Source organism: Streptomyces sp. NPDC092952, assembly GCF_044754785.1.
In the GTDB taxonomy this organism is placed as follows: Bacteria; Actinomycetota; Actinomycetes; order Streptomycetales; family Streptomycetaceae; genus Streptomyces.
In genome coordinates this window covers 404877-419305 of record NZ_JBIVPT010000004.1, presented here as the reverse complement: position 1 = coordinate 419305, position 14429 = coordinate 404877, and the positions used below count along the sequence as shown (strand labels likewise).

Annotated in this window: 13 protein-coding genes; 6 read left to right on the top strand and 7 right to left on the bottom strand. The window is 71.8% G+C overall.

Features of this window, described 5'->3' with window-relative positions; all coding sequences use genetic code 11:
• Window positions 1–35: 35 nt before the first annotated feature.
• Window positions 36–1448 carry a M1 family metallopeptidase gene (locus tag ACIQGQ_RS12975; protein ID WP_402394358.1) on the top strand — a complete coding sequence of 471 codons (1413 nt, stop codon included), beginning with the start codon at window positions 36–38 and terminating at the stop codon, window positions 1446–1448.
• A 36-nt stretch (window positions 1449–1484) separates the two neighbouring features.
• Here the strand turns inward: ACIQGQ_RS12975 and ACIQGQ_RS12970 are convergent, their stop codons facing one another.
• Complete coding sequence (locus tag ACIQGQ_RS12970; RefSeq protein WP_402394356.1) at window positions 1485–3065, bottom strand: M4 family metallopeptidase; 1581 nt, start codon at window positions 3063–3065, stop codon at window positions 1485–1487.
• 363 nt (window positions 3066–3428) lie between these two features.
• Window positions 3429–4004 carry a TerD family protein gene (locus ACIQGQ_RS12965; protein WP_352280034.1) on the bottom strand — a complete coding sequence of 192 codons (576 nt, stop codon included), beginning with the start codon at window positions 4002–4004 and terminating at the stop codon, window positions 3429–3431.
• A gap of 181 nt (window positions 4005–4185) precedes the next feature.
• On the opposite strand from ACIQGQ_RS12965, the gene arfB reads away from it, so the two are divergent.
• Window positions 4186–4620 carry an alternative ribosome rescue aminoacyl-tRNA hydrolase ArfB gene (arfB, locus tag ACIQGQ_RS12960; RefSeq protein WP_402394353.1) on the top strand — a complete coding sequence of 145 codons (435 nt, stop codon included), beginning with the start codon at window positions 4186–4188 and terminating at the stop codon, window positions 4618–4620.
• A gap of 59 nt (window positions 4621–4679) precedes the next feature.
• Here arfB and ACIQGQ_RS12955 read toward each other — a convergent pair whose 3' ends face one another.
• Window positions 4680–5189, bottom strand: a complete 510-nt coding sequence (locus tag ACIQGQ_RS12955; RefSeq protein ID WP_402394350.1) for a flavin reductase family protein — start codon at window positions 5187–5189, stop codon at window positions 4680–4682.
• A gap of 425 nt (window positions 5190–5614) precedes the next feature.
• On the opposite strand from ACIQGQ_RS12955, the gene cdgB reads away from it, so the two are divergent.
• Both cdgB and ACIQGQ_RS12945 read left to right on the top strand, forming a co-directional pair.
• The gene (cdgB, locus tag ACIQGQ_RS12950; RefSeq protein WP_402394348.1) at window positions 5615–7240 is read left to right on the top strand and encodes a diguanylate cyclase CdgB; all 1626 of its coding nucleotides are present in this window, start codon (window positions 5615–5617) and stop codon (window positions 7238–7240) included.
• A gap of 164 nt (window positions 7241–7404) precedes the next feature.
• A complete protein-coding gene (locus ACIQGQ_RS12945) occupies window positions 7405–8334 on the top strand; it encodes a carbohydrate-binding protein (protein ID WP_402394345.1) in 930 nt (309 codons plus the stop codon).
• A gap of 80 nt (window positions 8335–8414) precedes the next feature.
• Here ACIQGQ_RS12945 and ACIQGQ_RS12940 read toward each other — a convergent pair whose 3' ends face one another.
• From ACIQGQ_RS12940 to ACIQGQ_RS12925, 4 genes are all read right to left on the bottom strand, one after another.
• Window positions 8415–9266, bottom strand: coding sequence for a ketose-bisphosphate aldolase (locus ACIQGQ_RS12940; RefSeq protein ID WP_402394342.1), 852 nt, complete (start codon window positions 9264–9266; stop codon window positions 8415–8417).
• Window positions 9267–9327: 61 nt separating this feature from the next.
• Complete coding sequence (locus tag ACIQGQ_RS12935) at window positions 9328–10272, bottom strand: 1-phosphofructokinase family hexose kinase (protein WP_402394341.1); 945 nt, start codon at window positions 10270–10272, stop codon at window positions 9328–9330.
• Between the two features lie 182 nt (window positions 10273–10454).
• Entirely contained in the window at window positions 10455–11609 is a 1155-nt protein-coding gene (gene nagA, locus ACIQGQ_RS12930) for an N-acetylglucosamine-6-phosphate deacetylase (protein ID WP_402394338.1), read from the bottom strand.
• Window positions 11609–12541 carry an ROK family protein gene (locus ACIQGQ_RS12925; RefSeq protein ID WP_402394335.1) on the bottom strand — a complete coding sequence of 311 codons (933 nt, stop codon included), beginning with the start codon at window positions 12539–12541 and terminating at the stop codon, window positions 11609–11611. Before ACIQGQ_RS12925 ends, nagA begins: the two co-directional genes overlap by 1 nt.
• A gap of 306 nt (window positions 12542–12847) precedes the next feature.
• On the opposite strand from ACIQGQ_RS12925, the gene ACIQGQ_RS12920 reads away from it, so the two are divergent.
• Both ACIQGQ_RS12920 and ACIQGQ_RS12915 read left to right on the top strand, forming a co-directional pair.
• The gene (locus ACIQGQ_RS12920; protein WP_402394827.1) at window positions 12848–14068 is read left to right on the top strand and encodes an extracellular solute-binding protein; all 1221 of its coding nucleotides are present in this window, start codon (window positions 12848–12850) and stop codon (window positions 14066–14068) included.
• Between the two features lie 51 nt (window positions 14069–14119).
• The gene (locus ACIQGQ_RS12915; protein ID WP_402394332.1) at window positions 14120–14380 is read left to right on the top strand and encodes a DUF3263 domain-containing protein; all 261 of its coding nucleotides are present in this window, start codon (window positions 14120–14122) and stop codon (window positions 14378–14380) included.
• Window positions 14381–14429 lie beyond the last annotated feature (49 nt).

The window sequence follows — 14429 nt, the reverse complement described above, 5'->3', positions numbered from 1 at the left end:
CTGAAAAGCCGTAACCGGCACCTAGGATCGCGGGGGTGAACCACCGAACACCGGTACGTCGCACTCTGCCCGCCGCTCTCGCCCTGCTGGTGCTGGTGACGTGCACCGGCTGCTCCGGAGGTGTCGAGGGCCGGCCGGGCGCCGCCGGGGTGGGCGATCCGTACTTCCCGAGGCTCGGCAACGGCGGCTACGACGTCACCCACTACGACCTCGCGCTCGACGTCGACCCGGCCGCCCACCGGCTGCGCGGCACGGCCACCCTCACGGCCCGCGCCACCCAGGACCTCAGCGCCTTCCACCTCGACCTCCTCGGGCTCACCGTGGAGTCCGCGACGGTCGACGGCCGGCCCGCCGCCGTCAGCCGGGCGGGCCAGAAACTGACGCTGCGGCCGGACGCCGGGGTCCGGCTGAGCGAGGGGCACACCTTCCGCACGGTGCTCCGCTACTCGGGCTCCCCGCGCCCCCTCACCGACCCCGACGGCTCGCAGGAGGGCTGGCTGTGGACGGCGGACGGCGCGGTCGCGCTCGGCGAACCGGCCGGGTCGATGACCTGGTTCCCCGGCAACGACCACCCGAGCGACAAGGCGTCGTACGACATCGCGGTCACCGTCCCGAAGGGGCTGACGGCGGTCTCCAACGGCGAACCGGCGCCCCCCGCCGCCGCCTCGGCGGGCCGGACCACCTACCGCTGGCACGTCGGCGAGCCGATGGCGACCTATCTCGCGACCGTCGCCGTCGGCCACTTCGAGACGAAGGACACGAAGAGGTCGAAGGAGGCGGGCGGCATCGAGGTGTTCACCGCGGCGGACCGGGCGGTGGCGGCGGACAGCGCGCCGGTCCTCGCCCGGGTCCCGGAGGTCGTGGCGTGGGAGGCGCGGCGTTTCGGCCCGTACCCGTTCGCCTCCACCGGTGCGATCGTCGGCCGCCCCGAGGACGCCGGTTACGCGCTGGAGACCCAGAACCGGCCCTTCTTCCCGGGTCCGCCGGGGCCCCGGCTGCTGGTCCACGAGATGGCCCACCAGTGGTTCGGCGACTCCGTCACCCCCGCGAGCTGGCGGGACACCTGGCTCAACGAGGGCTTCGCCACCTACGCGGAATGGCTGTGGGCGGCCGACAAGGAGGGCGTGCCGGTCGGGGACAGCTTCGACGCCGCGTTCCGGAAGGACGCCAACTGGGCCTTCCCGCCCGCCGACCCGCCGACCGCCGCGGACATCCTGCAGCCCCCGGTGTACGGGCGCGGGGCGATGGTCGTCCACGAGATCCGCAAGGCGGTGGGCGACGACACCCGGTTCTTCGCCCTGCTCAAGGGCTGGACCCGCGCCCACCGGCACGGCAACGCGTCCACCGCCGACTTCACCGCCTACGTGGAGAAGGCGACCGGACGCGACCTGAGCCAGCTGTGGAAGACCTGGCTGTACGGCAGGAGCCGGCCCGCCCCGCAGGGCTGACCGGCTCCCGGTACCGCGCTGGTTGGTGCCGCGGTGCTACTTCACGTTGACGCCGTCCCAGGCCGCCTCCACGGCCGACAGCTCCTCGCTGCCCGCCCCGTACAGGTCGGTCGCCGCCTCCTTGGTCGCCTCACGGGCGCCCGCGTAGTCGGTGGAGGAGGTCATGTACTCGGAGAGCGCCTTGTACCAGATCTGGACGGCCTTGTCCCGGCCGATGCCGGTGACCGTGGAGCCGTCGGCGGTCGGCGAGTCGTAGTCGACGCCGTTGATGGTCTTCGCGCCGCTGCCCTCGGACAGCAGGTAGAAGAAGTGGTTGGCGACGCCGGAGGAGTAGTGCACGTCGAGGTCGCCGACGTTGCTGTCCCAGTAGTCGGCCGAGCCGCCGTCCTTGCTCGGCTCGTCCATGTAGCGCAGCGGGGTGCCGTCGCCGTTGATGTCGATCTTCTCGCCGATGAGGTAGTCGCCGACGTCGGTGCTGTTGTCGGCGGCGAACTCGACGGAGGTGCCGAAGATGTCGCTGGTCGCCTCGTTGAGGCCGCCGGACTCGCCGTAGTAGTCCAGGTTGGCGGTGGACGAGGTCAGGCCGTGGCTCATCTCGTGGCCCGCGACGTCGAGGGCGGTCAGCGCGCTCTTGTTGTCGGCGCCGTCGCCGTACGTCATGCAGAAGCAGCTGTCGTCCCAGAAGGCGTTGACGTAGGAGTCGCCGTAGTGGACCCGGGAGTAGGCGGCCTTGCCGTCACCGGCGATGCCGTCGCGGCCGAACGCCGACTTGTAGAAGTCCCAGGTCTGCGCGGCGCCGTAGGCGGCGTCGGCGGCGGCGGTCCGGCGGTCGTTGCCGGTGCCGTCGCCCCAGGTGTCGGTGGTGTTGGTGACCAGGGAGCCGGTGCCGTTCTCGCCCTGGTTCAGGTCGTACGTCTTGTGGCCGCCGCGGTCGTTGTCGGTCAGCTCGTAGCCGGAGCCGTTCTGGGTGGTCGACAGCTCCACGTCGCCGCTGTACTGGCTGTGGCCGACCCCGGTCTCGACCGCCTCGTAGCTGCGGAGGACCTTGCCGGTGGTGGCGTCGGTGATGGTGTGCACCCGGCTCGGCGTGCCGTCCTTCTGCACGCCGGTCTTCACGGTCTCCAGGGCGAGGACCGGCTTGCCGGAGTTGGCCCAGATCACCGTGCGGGCGGCGGCCGCGGTCTTGATCTTCGGGGTGGTGGAGGCCACCGATATCCGGGCCTTGGTCGCCTTGGTGACGCCCTTGAGCTTGCCATTGGCGGCGGTGTGGGTGACGAGGTCGCCGCCGAGCACCGGCAGACCGTCGTAGGTGCGCTCGTAGCGGGTGTGGACGGTGCCGTCCGCGTCCTTGATCACATCGCGGGCGACCAGCTTCTCCTTGCCGCCGAGCCCGAGCGAGTCGGCGGTCGAGGCGGCGTCGCTCTGCGCGGACATGATGGCGGCGGTGCGCTTCGCGGCCGTGTTCGCGCTGAACGGGACGGCGCTGCGGGTGACCGAGGGACCGTCACCGGACGTGACGGGGGCGGCGGTTGCCGCGCCGGTCTGTACGCCGACGACGACCATCGCGGCCACGGCGGCCAGGGCTGCGGCGCGACGGGTGTGCTTGTGGAGGGTCATGCGCTCTCCGATGCTCGTTCCGTGGGGGGTTACGAGCCGAGAGCGTGCCACCGAATGAGCGACATTGACCGTGTGCCAACAAATACCTCACATTTATTTGACTACTTCTTGTCCGAATGGAATACACATGTGTTCGTTAATCGGCGGGAGTTGGCCATATTCGGCCAGGAATAGCGGCGGACCAGGCTGAGCCCGATCGAGCACGGGCGAGCACGAGCGAACACGGACGGCCCCGGACGAGCGCGGACATCTGCGGGCGGGCCCGGACACGCGCGGGCCCCCGGCCGCAGGCTGCGGCCGGGGGCCCGTGGAGCGGACGCGCCCGGATCAGGGCGTCGTGCGCCGGAGCTCAGGCTGTCGGGCTCAGATGTTGACGCCGAAGTCCTGCGCGATGCCGCGCAGGCCGGAGGCGTAACCCTGGCCGACGGCGCGGAACTTCCACTCCGCACCGTTGCGGTACAGCTCGCCGAAGACCATGGCGGTCTCGGTGGCGGCGTCCTCGCTCAGGTCGTAGCGGGCGATCTCGACGCCGCCGGCCTGGTTGATGATGCGGATGAACGCGTTGCGCACCTGGCCGAAGTTCTGGCTGCGGTTCTCGGCGTCGTAGATCGAGACCGGGAACACGATCTTGTCGACCTCGGCCGGCAGGCCCGCCAGGTTGACGTTGATCTGCTCGTCGTCGCCCTCGCCCTGGCCCGTGACGTTGTCACCGGTGTGGACGATGGTCTGGTCCGGCGTCGACTTGTTGTTGAAGAAGACGAAGTGGCCGTCGGAGACGACCTTCCCGGAGGCGTCGACCGCGATGGCCGAGGCGTCGAGGTCGAAGTCGGTACCGGTGGTGGTGCGGACGTCCCAGCCGAGGCCGACCGTGACGGCCGTCAGGCCGGGGGCCTCCTTGGTGAGGGAGACGTTGCCGCCCTTGGACAGGCTTACAGCCATGGGAGTCCCTTTCATCGTCACTCGCGGGCTTCGTGCCGTCACGAAGCTACCGTCACAGGCCATAACGTGGGCAAGGGACCAGGAGGTTCCTGATCCCTTTGCTTTCTTTACCGAAATCCCCGGCCGGACGTGCCACCCCCTGGGGAAAAGAAGGTGACGTACCCCCCGTTGAGCGGGGACCATGGGTGTCATGTCCGGGCCCTATGTCATCCGCGGTTCGGTCTCCCTGCCGGAGGCCGAGCTCATGTGGCGTTTCTCCAGGTCCTCGGGGCCCGGTGGCCAGCACGTCAACACCAGCGATTCCCAGGTCGAGCTCCGCTTCGACCTCGCGGCGACCGAAGCGCTCCCCGAGGTGTGGAAGGAGCGGGCGCTCCAGCGGCTGGAGGGCCGGATGGTGGGCGGCGTGATCGCGGTCCGCGCCTCCGAGCACCGCTCCCAGTGGCGCAACCGCGAGACGGCGCTCGTCCGGCTGGCCTCCCTGCTCGCCGAGGCGACGGCCCCGCCGCCCCGACCGCGCCGCAAGACCCGCATTCCCCGGGGGATCAACGAACGTCGGCTGCGCGAGAAGAAGCAGCGCGGCGAGACCAAGCGCGGCCGCTCCGGCCGCGACTGGTGACGGGACACCCCTCTCCTCCGCGGCCGGGGCGGTCCGCCGCCGCGTGACCGGGGCGACCCCTACTTCAGGTGCCGGTACTGCCCCCGGAAGTACATCAGCGGCGCCGTGCCGCCCCCGGAGGGCAGCTTCGCGCCCAGCACCCGGCCGATGACCAGCGTGTGATCACCGGCCACCACCCGCTGCTCGGTACGGCACTCCAGCGTGGCCAGCGCACCGTCGACCAGCGGTGCCGAGGTGATCGGCCCCCGGGCGCAGTCGAGCTCCTCGAACAGCAGCCGGTCGCTGATCCGGCCCTTCATCGAGAACCGTCCGGCGATGTGCCGCTGGTCCTCGGCGAGCACGGAGACCGCCCACAGCGGCTGCTCGTCCAGCAGGTCGTCCATCCGGGAACCGTTGCGCAGGCTGACCATCACCAGCGGCGGGTCCAGCGAGACCGACATGAAGGCGGTCGCCGTCATCCCGGCGTCCTCGCCGCGTCCGTCCTCGTCCAGCGGCGGCTCCTGGGCGGTGACCAGCACGACGCCGGCGGCCAGCCGGGCGAGGGCGGCGCGGAACTCATCGTTGCTCACCCCCTCAGCATGGGGGACGGGCCGGGGGCGCGGGGCTGAGGTCATCGTCTGGGACACACCGGCACGCTAGCCGTGGAGCGAGAGCCTCCGCATCGGGCCATGGGACCAGCCTGGTCCTAGGACCAGCCGTCCCCGTACGGCCGGACCGTCGCCCGCCGGCCGTCGCGGACGTCCCCGCCCCGTCCCCCGTACCGCTCCCGTGCCGCCCCTGGGGCGCCCGGATTTGCGTTCGGCAAAAGAACGGGGCGAATTCACCCACCACCCCCGATTCTTTACCATCTCTTGTGACTTGAGTCACAGAGTGCGTTTTTCGTTGACCCTGTGTACCGGTGGCACAGCTCACTGTGATTCAGTTGCGATGACACTGCGGTTAGTACGTCGATATGAAACCTGGAGTGCTGTCGAGGTCTCGGGGAGTGCGAACGATGGAGGCCGAGTCGGAGCCGTACGTCCGCCTTGCGACGATGCGGCAGCTGCACCAGGCCGTGGCCGATCTCAACACGGCGCGGAGCCTGGCCGACACGCTGCAGACCGTGGCCGACGGAATCGTCACCGGTCTCGGCTACGAGCTGGCCTGTGTGAATCTGGTCCGCGCCGACGGTGACCTCGTCGTCGCCGCCTTCGCCGGGAACAGCGCGGCCGAGGCCCTGATCACCGGCCGGGTCGGCTCGCGCTCCTCCTGGGAGCGTCGGCTGATGATGGGGCAGGCCTGGGACGAGCTCCGCTTCATACCGCACACCGACGGCTGGGTCCTCCTCGACGACGACGTGCCCCAGTGGCACACCGACGGGCCCGACCCCCGCTTCGAGGACGAGTGGCACCCCCAGGACCGCCTCTACGCCCCGATGTACGCGACCGGCGGCGACGCCGATCTGCTGGGGGTCATATCCGTGGACCGGCCGCGCAACGGCCGCCGCCCCGGCGCCTGGGGCCGCGAAGCCCTCCAGATGTACGCCTCGCAGGCCTCCATTGCGATAGGCAACGCCCGGCTCAGAGCAAACATGCAGCGGGCACTGGTCCGCCTCGAACGGGAGCAGCAGGCGCTGCGGGCCAGCGAGGAGTCCTTCCGCCAGGCCTTCGAGTACGCGCCCAGCGGCATGGCCATCGCCGAGATGGGCGGCGACCAGCACGGCCGGCTGCTGCGCACCAACGACGCGCTGTGCCGGCTGCTCGGCCGCCCCGCCTCGGTGCTGCGCCGCTACTCCTTCGCCGACCTGGTCCACCCGGAGGACATCGGCACCCTGCTGCGGACCTCCGCCGAGGGCGGCCGGGCCGAGCTGCGGCTCGGGCGGCGGGACGGTACGTATCTCTGGGTCTCGCTGCGCAACTCCGTGGTCGCCGACACGGCGGACGGCCCCCGCTTCCTGCTCACCCATGTCGAGGACATAGAGGAGCGCAAGCGCCACGAGCTGCATCTCGCGCACCGCGCCTCGCACGACGCCCTCACCGGTCTGCCCAACAGCGCCGAGCTGCGTTCCCGGCTGAGCGCCCGGCTCTGCGAGCGCCCGGGCGCGGCCCTGGAGTCGCCGGACGCGGCCCACCGCGACCCCGACGACCAGCCGGGGCGCGGCTACGAGGTGGACCAGGCCCCCGGCGGCCCGTACGACCACCATGTGCACGTCGTGGCGCCCGACACCGGGCACGACGACGGGGCGAAGGGGCTGGCGGTCCTCTTCTGCGACCTCGACGGCTTCAAGTCGATCAACGACCGCTTCGGCCACCACACCGGCGACGCCGTGCTGATCGAGGTCGCCCGCCGGCTCACCACCGGCGTCCGCGACGGCGACACCGTGGCCCGGCTCGGCGGTGACGAGTTCGTGGTCCTCGCCGACGGGCTGGGCGAGGCGGACGCCGCTGACCTCGCCGTCCGGCTGCGGAACGCCATCATCCCGCCCATCAGGGTGGACGGCCGGGCGGTCCGGGTCGGGGCGAGCTTCGGCATCGGCTGGGCCGCCTGCGGGATGACCGCCGAGGAAGTGCTGCGCTCCGCCGACCAGCGGATGTACGTGGAGAAGCGGTCCCGCTCAAAGGTTCACCGCAGAGCCGGCTGAGGTTAACGGGACCGCCGCTCCCGGGCCGCGCCGCCGCCCCGGCCGGGACGCGGCCGCGGTGGACGGCGATTCTTGGCCTGGGCCGTTCGGGGTAGGCTCGGCCGGTCGGCCACGGCTGGCACTATTCGGCGACGGCTGGCGAGATGGTGAGGAGTGACCCAGGGATGACGGCCGGGAACAACGGCGCAAACACGCCCGAGGACGACGATCCGTTCGGCTACCTGTACGAGGACGGACAGGCAGCGGGCGCCCAGCCGCCGGGACAGGGCGGCTACGGCTACCCGCCGGTGGCACCGCAGCGCGGAGTGCCCCGGACGTCGTACAACCAGGTGCGTGCCGTCGGTGAGCGCCAGTACGGCCAGCAGCAGTACGGCCAGCCGAGCGCCCAGTACGCGGCCCCCGAGACGTACCCCGGGGCCCCGCCGCAGGGCGGCCAGGGCCGTCCCGGCGGTCCCGAGACCCCGGGCAGGGGCGGGCCGAACACCAAGGGCCTGCTGATCGGCGCGGTCGCGGTGGTCCTGGTCGTTCTCATCGGGATCGGCGCCGCGCTGATCTCGGAGAAGAACAAGAAGGACGACAAGAAGAGCGAGGCGAACTCCTCCGCCGCCCCCGGCGGCCAGGTCGAGGAGTCCTCGAAGCCCGAGGAGTCCGCCAGCCCCGATGCCCCGGTCGAGCTGCCCAAGCAGGACGCGGCCTCGCTGAAGCTCGGCGGTTCGGCGACGCTGGACAACAGCACCAAGGGTGCCAAGAGCGCCAACGGCCAGTACATCAACCTCAACGAGGTCGGCCGGTCCGCGACCTGGGCGGTCGACATCCCGGAGGACGGCCCGTACACGCTCTTCGTGACGTACGGGGTGCCGGGCAAGGACGCCAAGACGTCCCTGACGGTCAACTCCGAGGCCCCGCGCGGCATCAACATGAACAACTACGCCAAGGCGTCCGAGGGGGACCTGGAGAAGGGCTGGACGACCACCTTCGCGTGGGTCGAGCTCAAGAAGGGCCCGAACACCCTGATGATCTCCTGCAACGACGGCGACCAGTGCGACGCCAACCTCGACCAGCTGTCGCTCAAGGCCGGTCATGTGAAGCGCTGATCCGATCCGTACGCAGAACGGTCCGGTACCCCACGCCTTCGGGCGCGGAGTACCGGACCGTTCTCGCGTACCGGGGGCGATCAGCCCATCAGGGCCAGGAACCCGGCCACCGTGCCGGTCATCGCCTCGCGGCCCGGGGCGAGGTACTTGCGCGGGTCGACGCCGGTGGTGTGCTCGGCCAGGTACGCGCGGACCGCTCCGGTGAACGCGGTGTTCAGGGCGGTGCCCACATTGATCTTGACCATGCCGGACGAGGTGACCGCCCGGCGGATCTCCGGGTCCGGGACGCCGCTGGAGCCGTGCAGCACCAGCGGCACCGGGACGGCCGCGCGCAGCCGCCCGATCAGCTCGTGGTCCAGGGCGGCGGTGCGCTCGGTCATGGCGTGCGAGGAGCCGACCGCCACGGCCAGCGCGTCCACCCCGGTCTCGCGCACGTACGCGGCGGCCTCGTCCGGGTCCGTGCGGACACCGGGGGCGTGGGCGTCGAGCGGGGCCTCGCCCTCCTTGCCGCCGACCTTGCCCAGCTCGGCCTCGATCCAGATGCCGCGCTCGTGGCCCCAGGCCACCGCCTCGGCCGTGGCCCGCACGTTCTCCTCGTACGGCAGCCGGGACGCGTCGAACATGACGGAGCCGAAGCCCTCCGCGTGCGCCTGGTGGAGCAGCTCCACGGACTCGACGTGGTCGAGGTGGAGGGCGAGGGGGGCGCTCGACGTGCGGGCGACGGCGGCGGCCGCGGCGGCGATGCCGGAGAGCCGTCCGCCGTGGAACTTCACGGCGTTCTCGGATATCTGGAGGATCGCGGGCGCCCCGGCGCGCTCCGCCCCGGCGGCGATGGCCTCCGCGTGCTCCAGGGTGATGACGTTGAAGGCGGCGATTCCGTGTCCCCGGGCCTGGGCGGCGGAGACGAGTTCACCGGTGCTGACGAGCGGCATGCGGACCTCTTGTTGCTTCCTCCGGACCGCGAGCGGGCGGGGTCCGGTACGGCGCGGCCCCTCAGGCCGCCGGTGCGTGTTCCTCGATGACGACGCGCGGCAGCAGCTCCTCGTACGCCGCGCGGTCGAAATCACCGGCCGTGGGGGAGAGCACGGTCGCCGTCGACAGTGCCACCGCCCGCCGCAGCCGGTCCGGCCAGCTCAGCCCCTCGACGAGCCCGGACAGCAGCCCGGCCACCGCGGAGTCGCCCGCGCCGGTCGGATTGCCCTGGACGGAGGCGGGCGGCCGGGCCCGCCAGCCGCCCTCGCGGACGAGTGCGAGCAGCCCGTCCGGGCCCAGTGAGGCGATGACGCCGTGCGCGCCGCGCCGCCGGGCGTCGCGGGTGGCGCGGGCCGGTTCCCGGGCGCCGGTGAGCTGGGCCAGCTCCTCGGTGTTCGGCTTGATCAGGTCGGGGCGGGCGGCGATGCCGCGGCGCAGCGGTTCGCCGCTGGTGTCGAGGAGGACGGGGACCTTCGCGGCGCGGGCGGCCCGGACGAGTTCGGCGTACGCGCTGACGTGGATGCCGGGCGGCAGGCTGCCGCAGAGCGCGACGGCGTCGGCCCCGGTGAGCAGTTCCTCGTACCGGCTCAGCAGGGCGGCCCATTCGCCGGCGGCTATCTGCGGGCCGGGCTCGTTGAGCTGGGTGGTGTCGCCGGTGGTCCGGTCGGCCACGGCGATGGTGCGGCGGGTGTTCCCGGCGACGGTGACCAGGGCGTCGGTGACCGGAGCGGCGGCCGAGGGGGCCGCGGTGGCGAGCAGTTCGCGCAGGAGGGCGCCGGTGGGGCCGCCGGCGAAGCCGGTGACCACGGTGTCGTGGCCGAGTGCGGAGAGGACCCGGGCCACGTTGAGCCCCTTGCCGCCGGGCCGCTCGGACGTCTCGCGGACGCGGTGGCTGGTGTGCGGGACGAGCGCGGGCACGCTGTACGTCAGATCGAGCGCCGTGTTCAGTGTGACCGTGAGGATCACCGCGACCGCCTTCCTCCCACCCTGCTCCGAAGCGCGGAACCGGGGTGGAGCGCGCCTTCGTCGACCGATTCACCGGCTGTTTTCCAGGCGATCATGTCAAAGAGGCGGCGGTCGGCCCAGACCTCGGGACCAACCGCCGCCTCTTTGTTACGTATTCGACGCGCCGTCAATAATGCGCGGTATCAGGCAATTTCGGGCTCTTTGATCCATTCGCCCTTGCGCATGACGCCCCGGAGGACGAAGTCCTCGTCCAGCACCACCAGGTCGGCGTCCTTGCCCGGCTCCAGCGAGCCGACCCGGTCGTACAGGCCGAGCAGCCGGGCCGGGTTGGCGGAGATGGACTGGACGACGTCCTCGACCGGGATCCGGTCGATGGTGACGGCCCGGTGGAACGCGGTGTCCAGGGTGAGCGTGGAGCCCGCGATCGAGTTGCCCTCGACCAGCCGGGCGACGCCGTCCTTGACCTCGACCGCGAGCGGGCCGAGCTGGTACTGGCCGTCGCCGAAGCCGGCCGCGTCCATCGCGTCGGTGATCAGCGCGACCCGGTGGGCGCCCGCGTGGTGGTAGGCCAGCTCCAGGGCGGCGGGGTGCAGATGCGTACCGTCGTTGATCAGCTCGACGGTGATCCGCTCGTCCTCCAGCAGCGCCGCGATCGGGCCGGGCTCGCGGTGGGCGAGCGGCGGCATCGCGTTGTAGAGGTGGGTGGCGACGGTGGCGCCCGCGTCGATCGCCTCGACGGTCTGCTCGTACGTGGCGTCGGTGTGGCCGATCGCGGCGATCACGCCGTGCTCGGCGAGCAGCCGCACCGAGTCGATGCCGCCCGGCAGTTCGGTGGCGAGGGTGAACATTTTCGCGGTCCCGCGCGCCGCGTCCATCAGCTTGCGGACCTCGGCCGGGTCCGGGTGGCGCAGCAGGTTCTCGCTGTGCGCGCCCTTGCGGCAGGGCGAGATGAACGGTCCCTCGAAGTGGATGCCGGCCAGGTCGCCCTGTTCCACCAGCTCGGAGAGGACCCCGGCCCGGTGGGCGAGGAAGTCCATCTCGCCGGTGACCGTGGAGGCGACCAGGGTGGTGGTGCCGTGCTCCCGGTGGGTGCGGATGCCGGTGAGGACCTCGTCCACGGTGCCGGAGGTGAAGGACGCGCCGCCACCGCCGTGGTTGTGCATGTCGACGAAGCCGGGCACCAGCCAGTGGCCGCTCAGGTCGAGGGTCCGGGCGTCCTGCGCCGCGCTGCCCGCGATCCGGGTGCCTTCGACGATCACCCGGCCGTTCTCGACGGTCCCGGTGGGAAGGACCACCCGGGCACCTGCGAGAACCGTGCTGTCTGCGCGTCCGGCCATCAGGCGGATACCTCCGTGGAGAGAAGATCCCAGGCGAGCAGCCCCGCGCCCAGGCATCCGGCGGTGTCCCCGAGGGCTGCCGGGACGATGTGGGGCAGCTTCTGGAACGTGACGCGTTCCTCGACGGCCGCACGGAGTGGTGTGAACAAGGTTTCCCCGGCCTCGGCGAGACCGCCACCGATGATGAGCGTGCGCGGGTCGAGCAGGGTCAGCGCGGTGACCAGCCCGGCGGCGAGCGCGTCCACCGCGTTCCGCCAGACCTCCACCGCCGCCGGGTCGCCGGACTCGACGGCCTTCGCGCAGTCCGCCGCGTCCGCCTCGGGGTCGCCGGAGACGGCGGCCCAGGCGCGGCTCACGGCGGCGGCCGAGGCCAGGGTCTCCAGGCAGCCGCGCTGGCCGCAGCCGCAGTCGGGGCCGTCCGGGCGGACCACGATGTGCCCGATCTCGCCCGCGTATCCGTGTGCGCCCGCCTCGATCGTCCCGGCGATGCCGATGGCCCCGGCGATGCCGGTGCCGAGCGGGACGAAGAGGAAGCGGTCGGCACCCCTGCCCGCGCCGATCCGGCCCTCGGCCAGCCCTCCGGTGCGTACGTCGTGGCCGAGCGCCACGGGTACGCCGCCGAGCCGCTCGCCGAGCAGGCCGCGCAGGGGGACGTCGCGCCAGCCCAGGTTGGCGGCGTAGACCGCGATCCCGTTCGCGGCGTCGACGATGCCGGGAACGGCCACCCCGGCCGCCACGGCGCCCTCGCCGAACTGCTCCTCGCCGTACGCCCGAAGGTCGGCGGCGAAGCCGAGAATCGACTCCACGACCGCGTCGGCGCCGCGCTCGCGGCCGGTCGCCCGTCGCGCTTCGTGCAGCAGCGCGCCGTCGGCCCCGACCAGTGCGGCCTTCATTCCGGTGCCGCCCACATCGAGGGCGATGACGTGTTTCACGGGAAACAGTTTCGCCCGAGGATCGAAAAAGGTCTAGTCCACTAACCCGTTTTGTTGCGGATGCATACAAAATCACGGTCAAGGTGGGCGCCCGCTTCCGGCGGCAGCACCTGGTGACGTACCGGTCGCGTTGCGAAAGCGAGACCGCCGAAGGTGTAGACCTTCATGATCGACTGGTGCAGGATCGCTCCTCATCCAAGGACCCCGGCACCGGCACGGCCGGTGCCGACAACGCGATGGACGAGGACGGTCGGGGCTGTGCAACTGCGCTACCGGGTACTGACGGCGGTCGTCACCGCACTGGGCATGACGGCGGCGCTGGCCGGCTGCGGGGGCGGTGACGGGGACTCGGGCGACGTCACCCTCAAACTCGTCGCGGCCGACTACGGAACCGGCCCGGCCAACAGCTCCCAGAAGTACTGGGACAAGGTCGTCGCGGGCTTCGAGTCCTCCCACCCCGGCATCAAGGTCGACGTCAGCATCCGCTCCTGGGACGACATCGACCGCGAGGTCGCCGAGATGGTGAAGAAGGGGCAGGCCCCCGACATCGCCCAGGTCGCCTCCTACGCCGACTACGCCGCGGCCGACAAGCTCTACCGGGCCGACCAGATGCTGTCCATACGTACCCAGGCCAACTTCCTGCCGCCCCTCGCCGACGCGGGCAGCGTCAACCGCACCCAGTACGGACTGCCGTTCGTCGCCAGCACCCGGCTGCTCTTCTACAACAAGAAGCTCTTCGCCCAGGCGGGCCTCGCCGCCCCCCGGACCTGGGCCGACATCCGCGCCGACGCGGCGGCGCTCAAGCAGCGCGGCGTGGCGTACCCCTTCGCCCTGCCGCTCGGCCAGGAGGAGGCCCAGGCCGAGACCATGATGTGGCTGCTCGGCGGGGACGGCGGCTACACCGACGACAGCGGCTCGTACGACATCGACTCCACCGAGAACGCGGCGACGTTCGGATGGCTGAAGACCAACCTCGTCGACCCCGGGCTCGTCGGCCCGCAGGCCCCCGGGAAACTCGACCGGCGCAAGGCGTTCGCCGCCTTCACCGAGGGCCGGGTCGGCATGCTGAACGGGCACCCGACGCTGATGCAGGAGGCCGCGCGCAAGGGCGTGTCGGTCGGCATGGTGCCGATGCCCGGACGGGACGGCCCCGGGCGGAGCTCGCTGGGCGTGGCCGACTGGATCATGGGCTTCAAGCAGAACGGCCACCGCGTGCAGCTGGGCAAGTTCTTCGACTACCTGTTCACCGACAAGAACGTCATCGCCTTCGCCGACGAGTACGACATGCTCCCGGTCACCGACAGCGCCTCGGCGGCCATGGAGGCCGACCCGAAGTACGCGTCGCTGCGGAAGTTCCTGGCCGCGCTGCCGGACTCGCAGTTCTACCCGTACGGCAAGACCTCCTGGGCCCGGACCAGCGCCTCGCTCAAGGAGAACATGGGCCGGGCCGTCGAGCCGGGCGGCAGCCCGGAGAGGACACTGGGCCTGGTCGCCCGCGACGCGGCCGCGGCGGAGCGCGGGAAGTAGCGGGGACCGGCACGGGTGGCGGCCCGCCGGGCGGGGGATAGGTTGGCTGATATGACCACCTCCGACCCCGGGCCCGACACCCCCGAAGACGCCCTGTCCGAGCGCGACCGCGCCGTGCTGGCCGTCGAACGGCAGTCGTGGTCCGGCCCCGGGGCGAAGGAGCGGGCGATCCGCGAGCAGCTCGGCATCTCGCCCACCCGCTACTACCAGCTGCTCAACGCCCTCCTCGACGACCACCGCGCCCTGGCGGAGGACCCGGTCACCGTCAACCGCCTGCGCCGGATACGCGACGCCCGCCGCGCCCGCCGCTGACGACCGGGCACGGTCTTCGCGGAGAGGGAACGCGGCGGGTCCGCCGGGG

Bases quoted from the DNA above. Each gene is read 5' to 3' on its own strand.
- ACIQGQ_RS12970 (WP_402394356.1), bottom strand. From the start codon at position 3,065: ATGACCCTCCACAAGCACACCCGTCGCGCCGCAGCCCTGGCCGCCGTG.
- ACIQGQ_RS12965 (WP_352280034.1), bottom strand. From the start codon at position 4,004: ATGGCTGTAAGCCTGTCCAAGGGCGGCAACGTCTCCCTCACCAAGGAG.
- arfB (WP_402394353.1), top strand. From the start codon at position 4,186: ATGGGTGTCATGTCCGGGCCCTATGTCATCCGCGGTTCGGTCTCCCTG.
- cdgB (WP_402394348.1), top strand. From the start codon at position 5,615: ATGGAGGCCGAGTCGGAGCCGTACGTCCGCCTTGCGACGATGCGGCAG.
- ACIQGQ_RS12945 (WP_402394345.1), top strand. From the start codon at position 7,405: ATGACGGCCGGGAACAACGGCGCAAACACGCCCGAGGACGACGATCCG.
- ACIQGQ_RS12940 (WP_402394342.1), bottom strand. From the start codon at position 9,266: ATGCCGCTCGTCAGCACCGGTGAACTCGTCTCCGCCGCCCAGGCCCGG.
- nagA (WP_402394338.1), bottom strand. From the start codon at position 11,609: ATGGCCGGACGCGCAGACAGCACGGTTCTCGCAGGTGCCCGGGTGGTC.
- ACIQGQ_RS12920 (WP_402394827.1), top strand. From the start codon at position 12,848: ATGACGGCGGCGCTGGCCGGCTGCGGGGGCGGTGACGGGGACTCGGGC.
- ACIQGQ_RS12915 (WP_402394332.1), top strand. From the start codon at position 14,120: ATGACCACCTCCGACCCCGGGCCCGACACCCCCGAAGACGCCCTGTCC.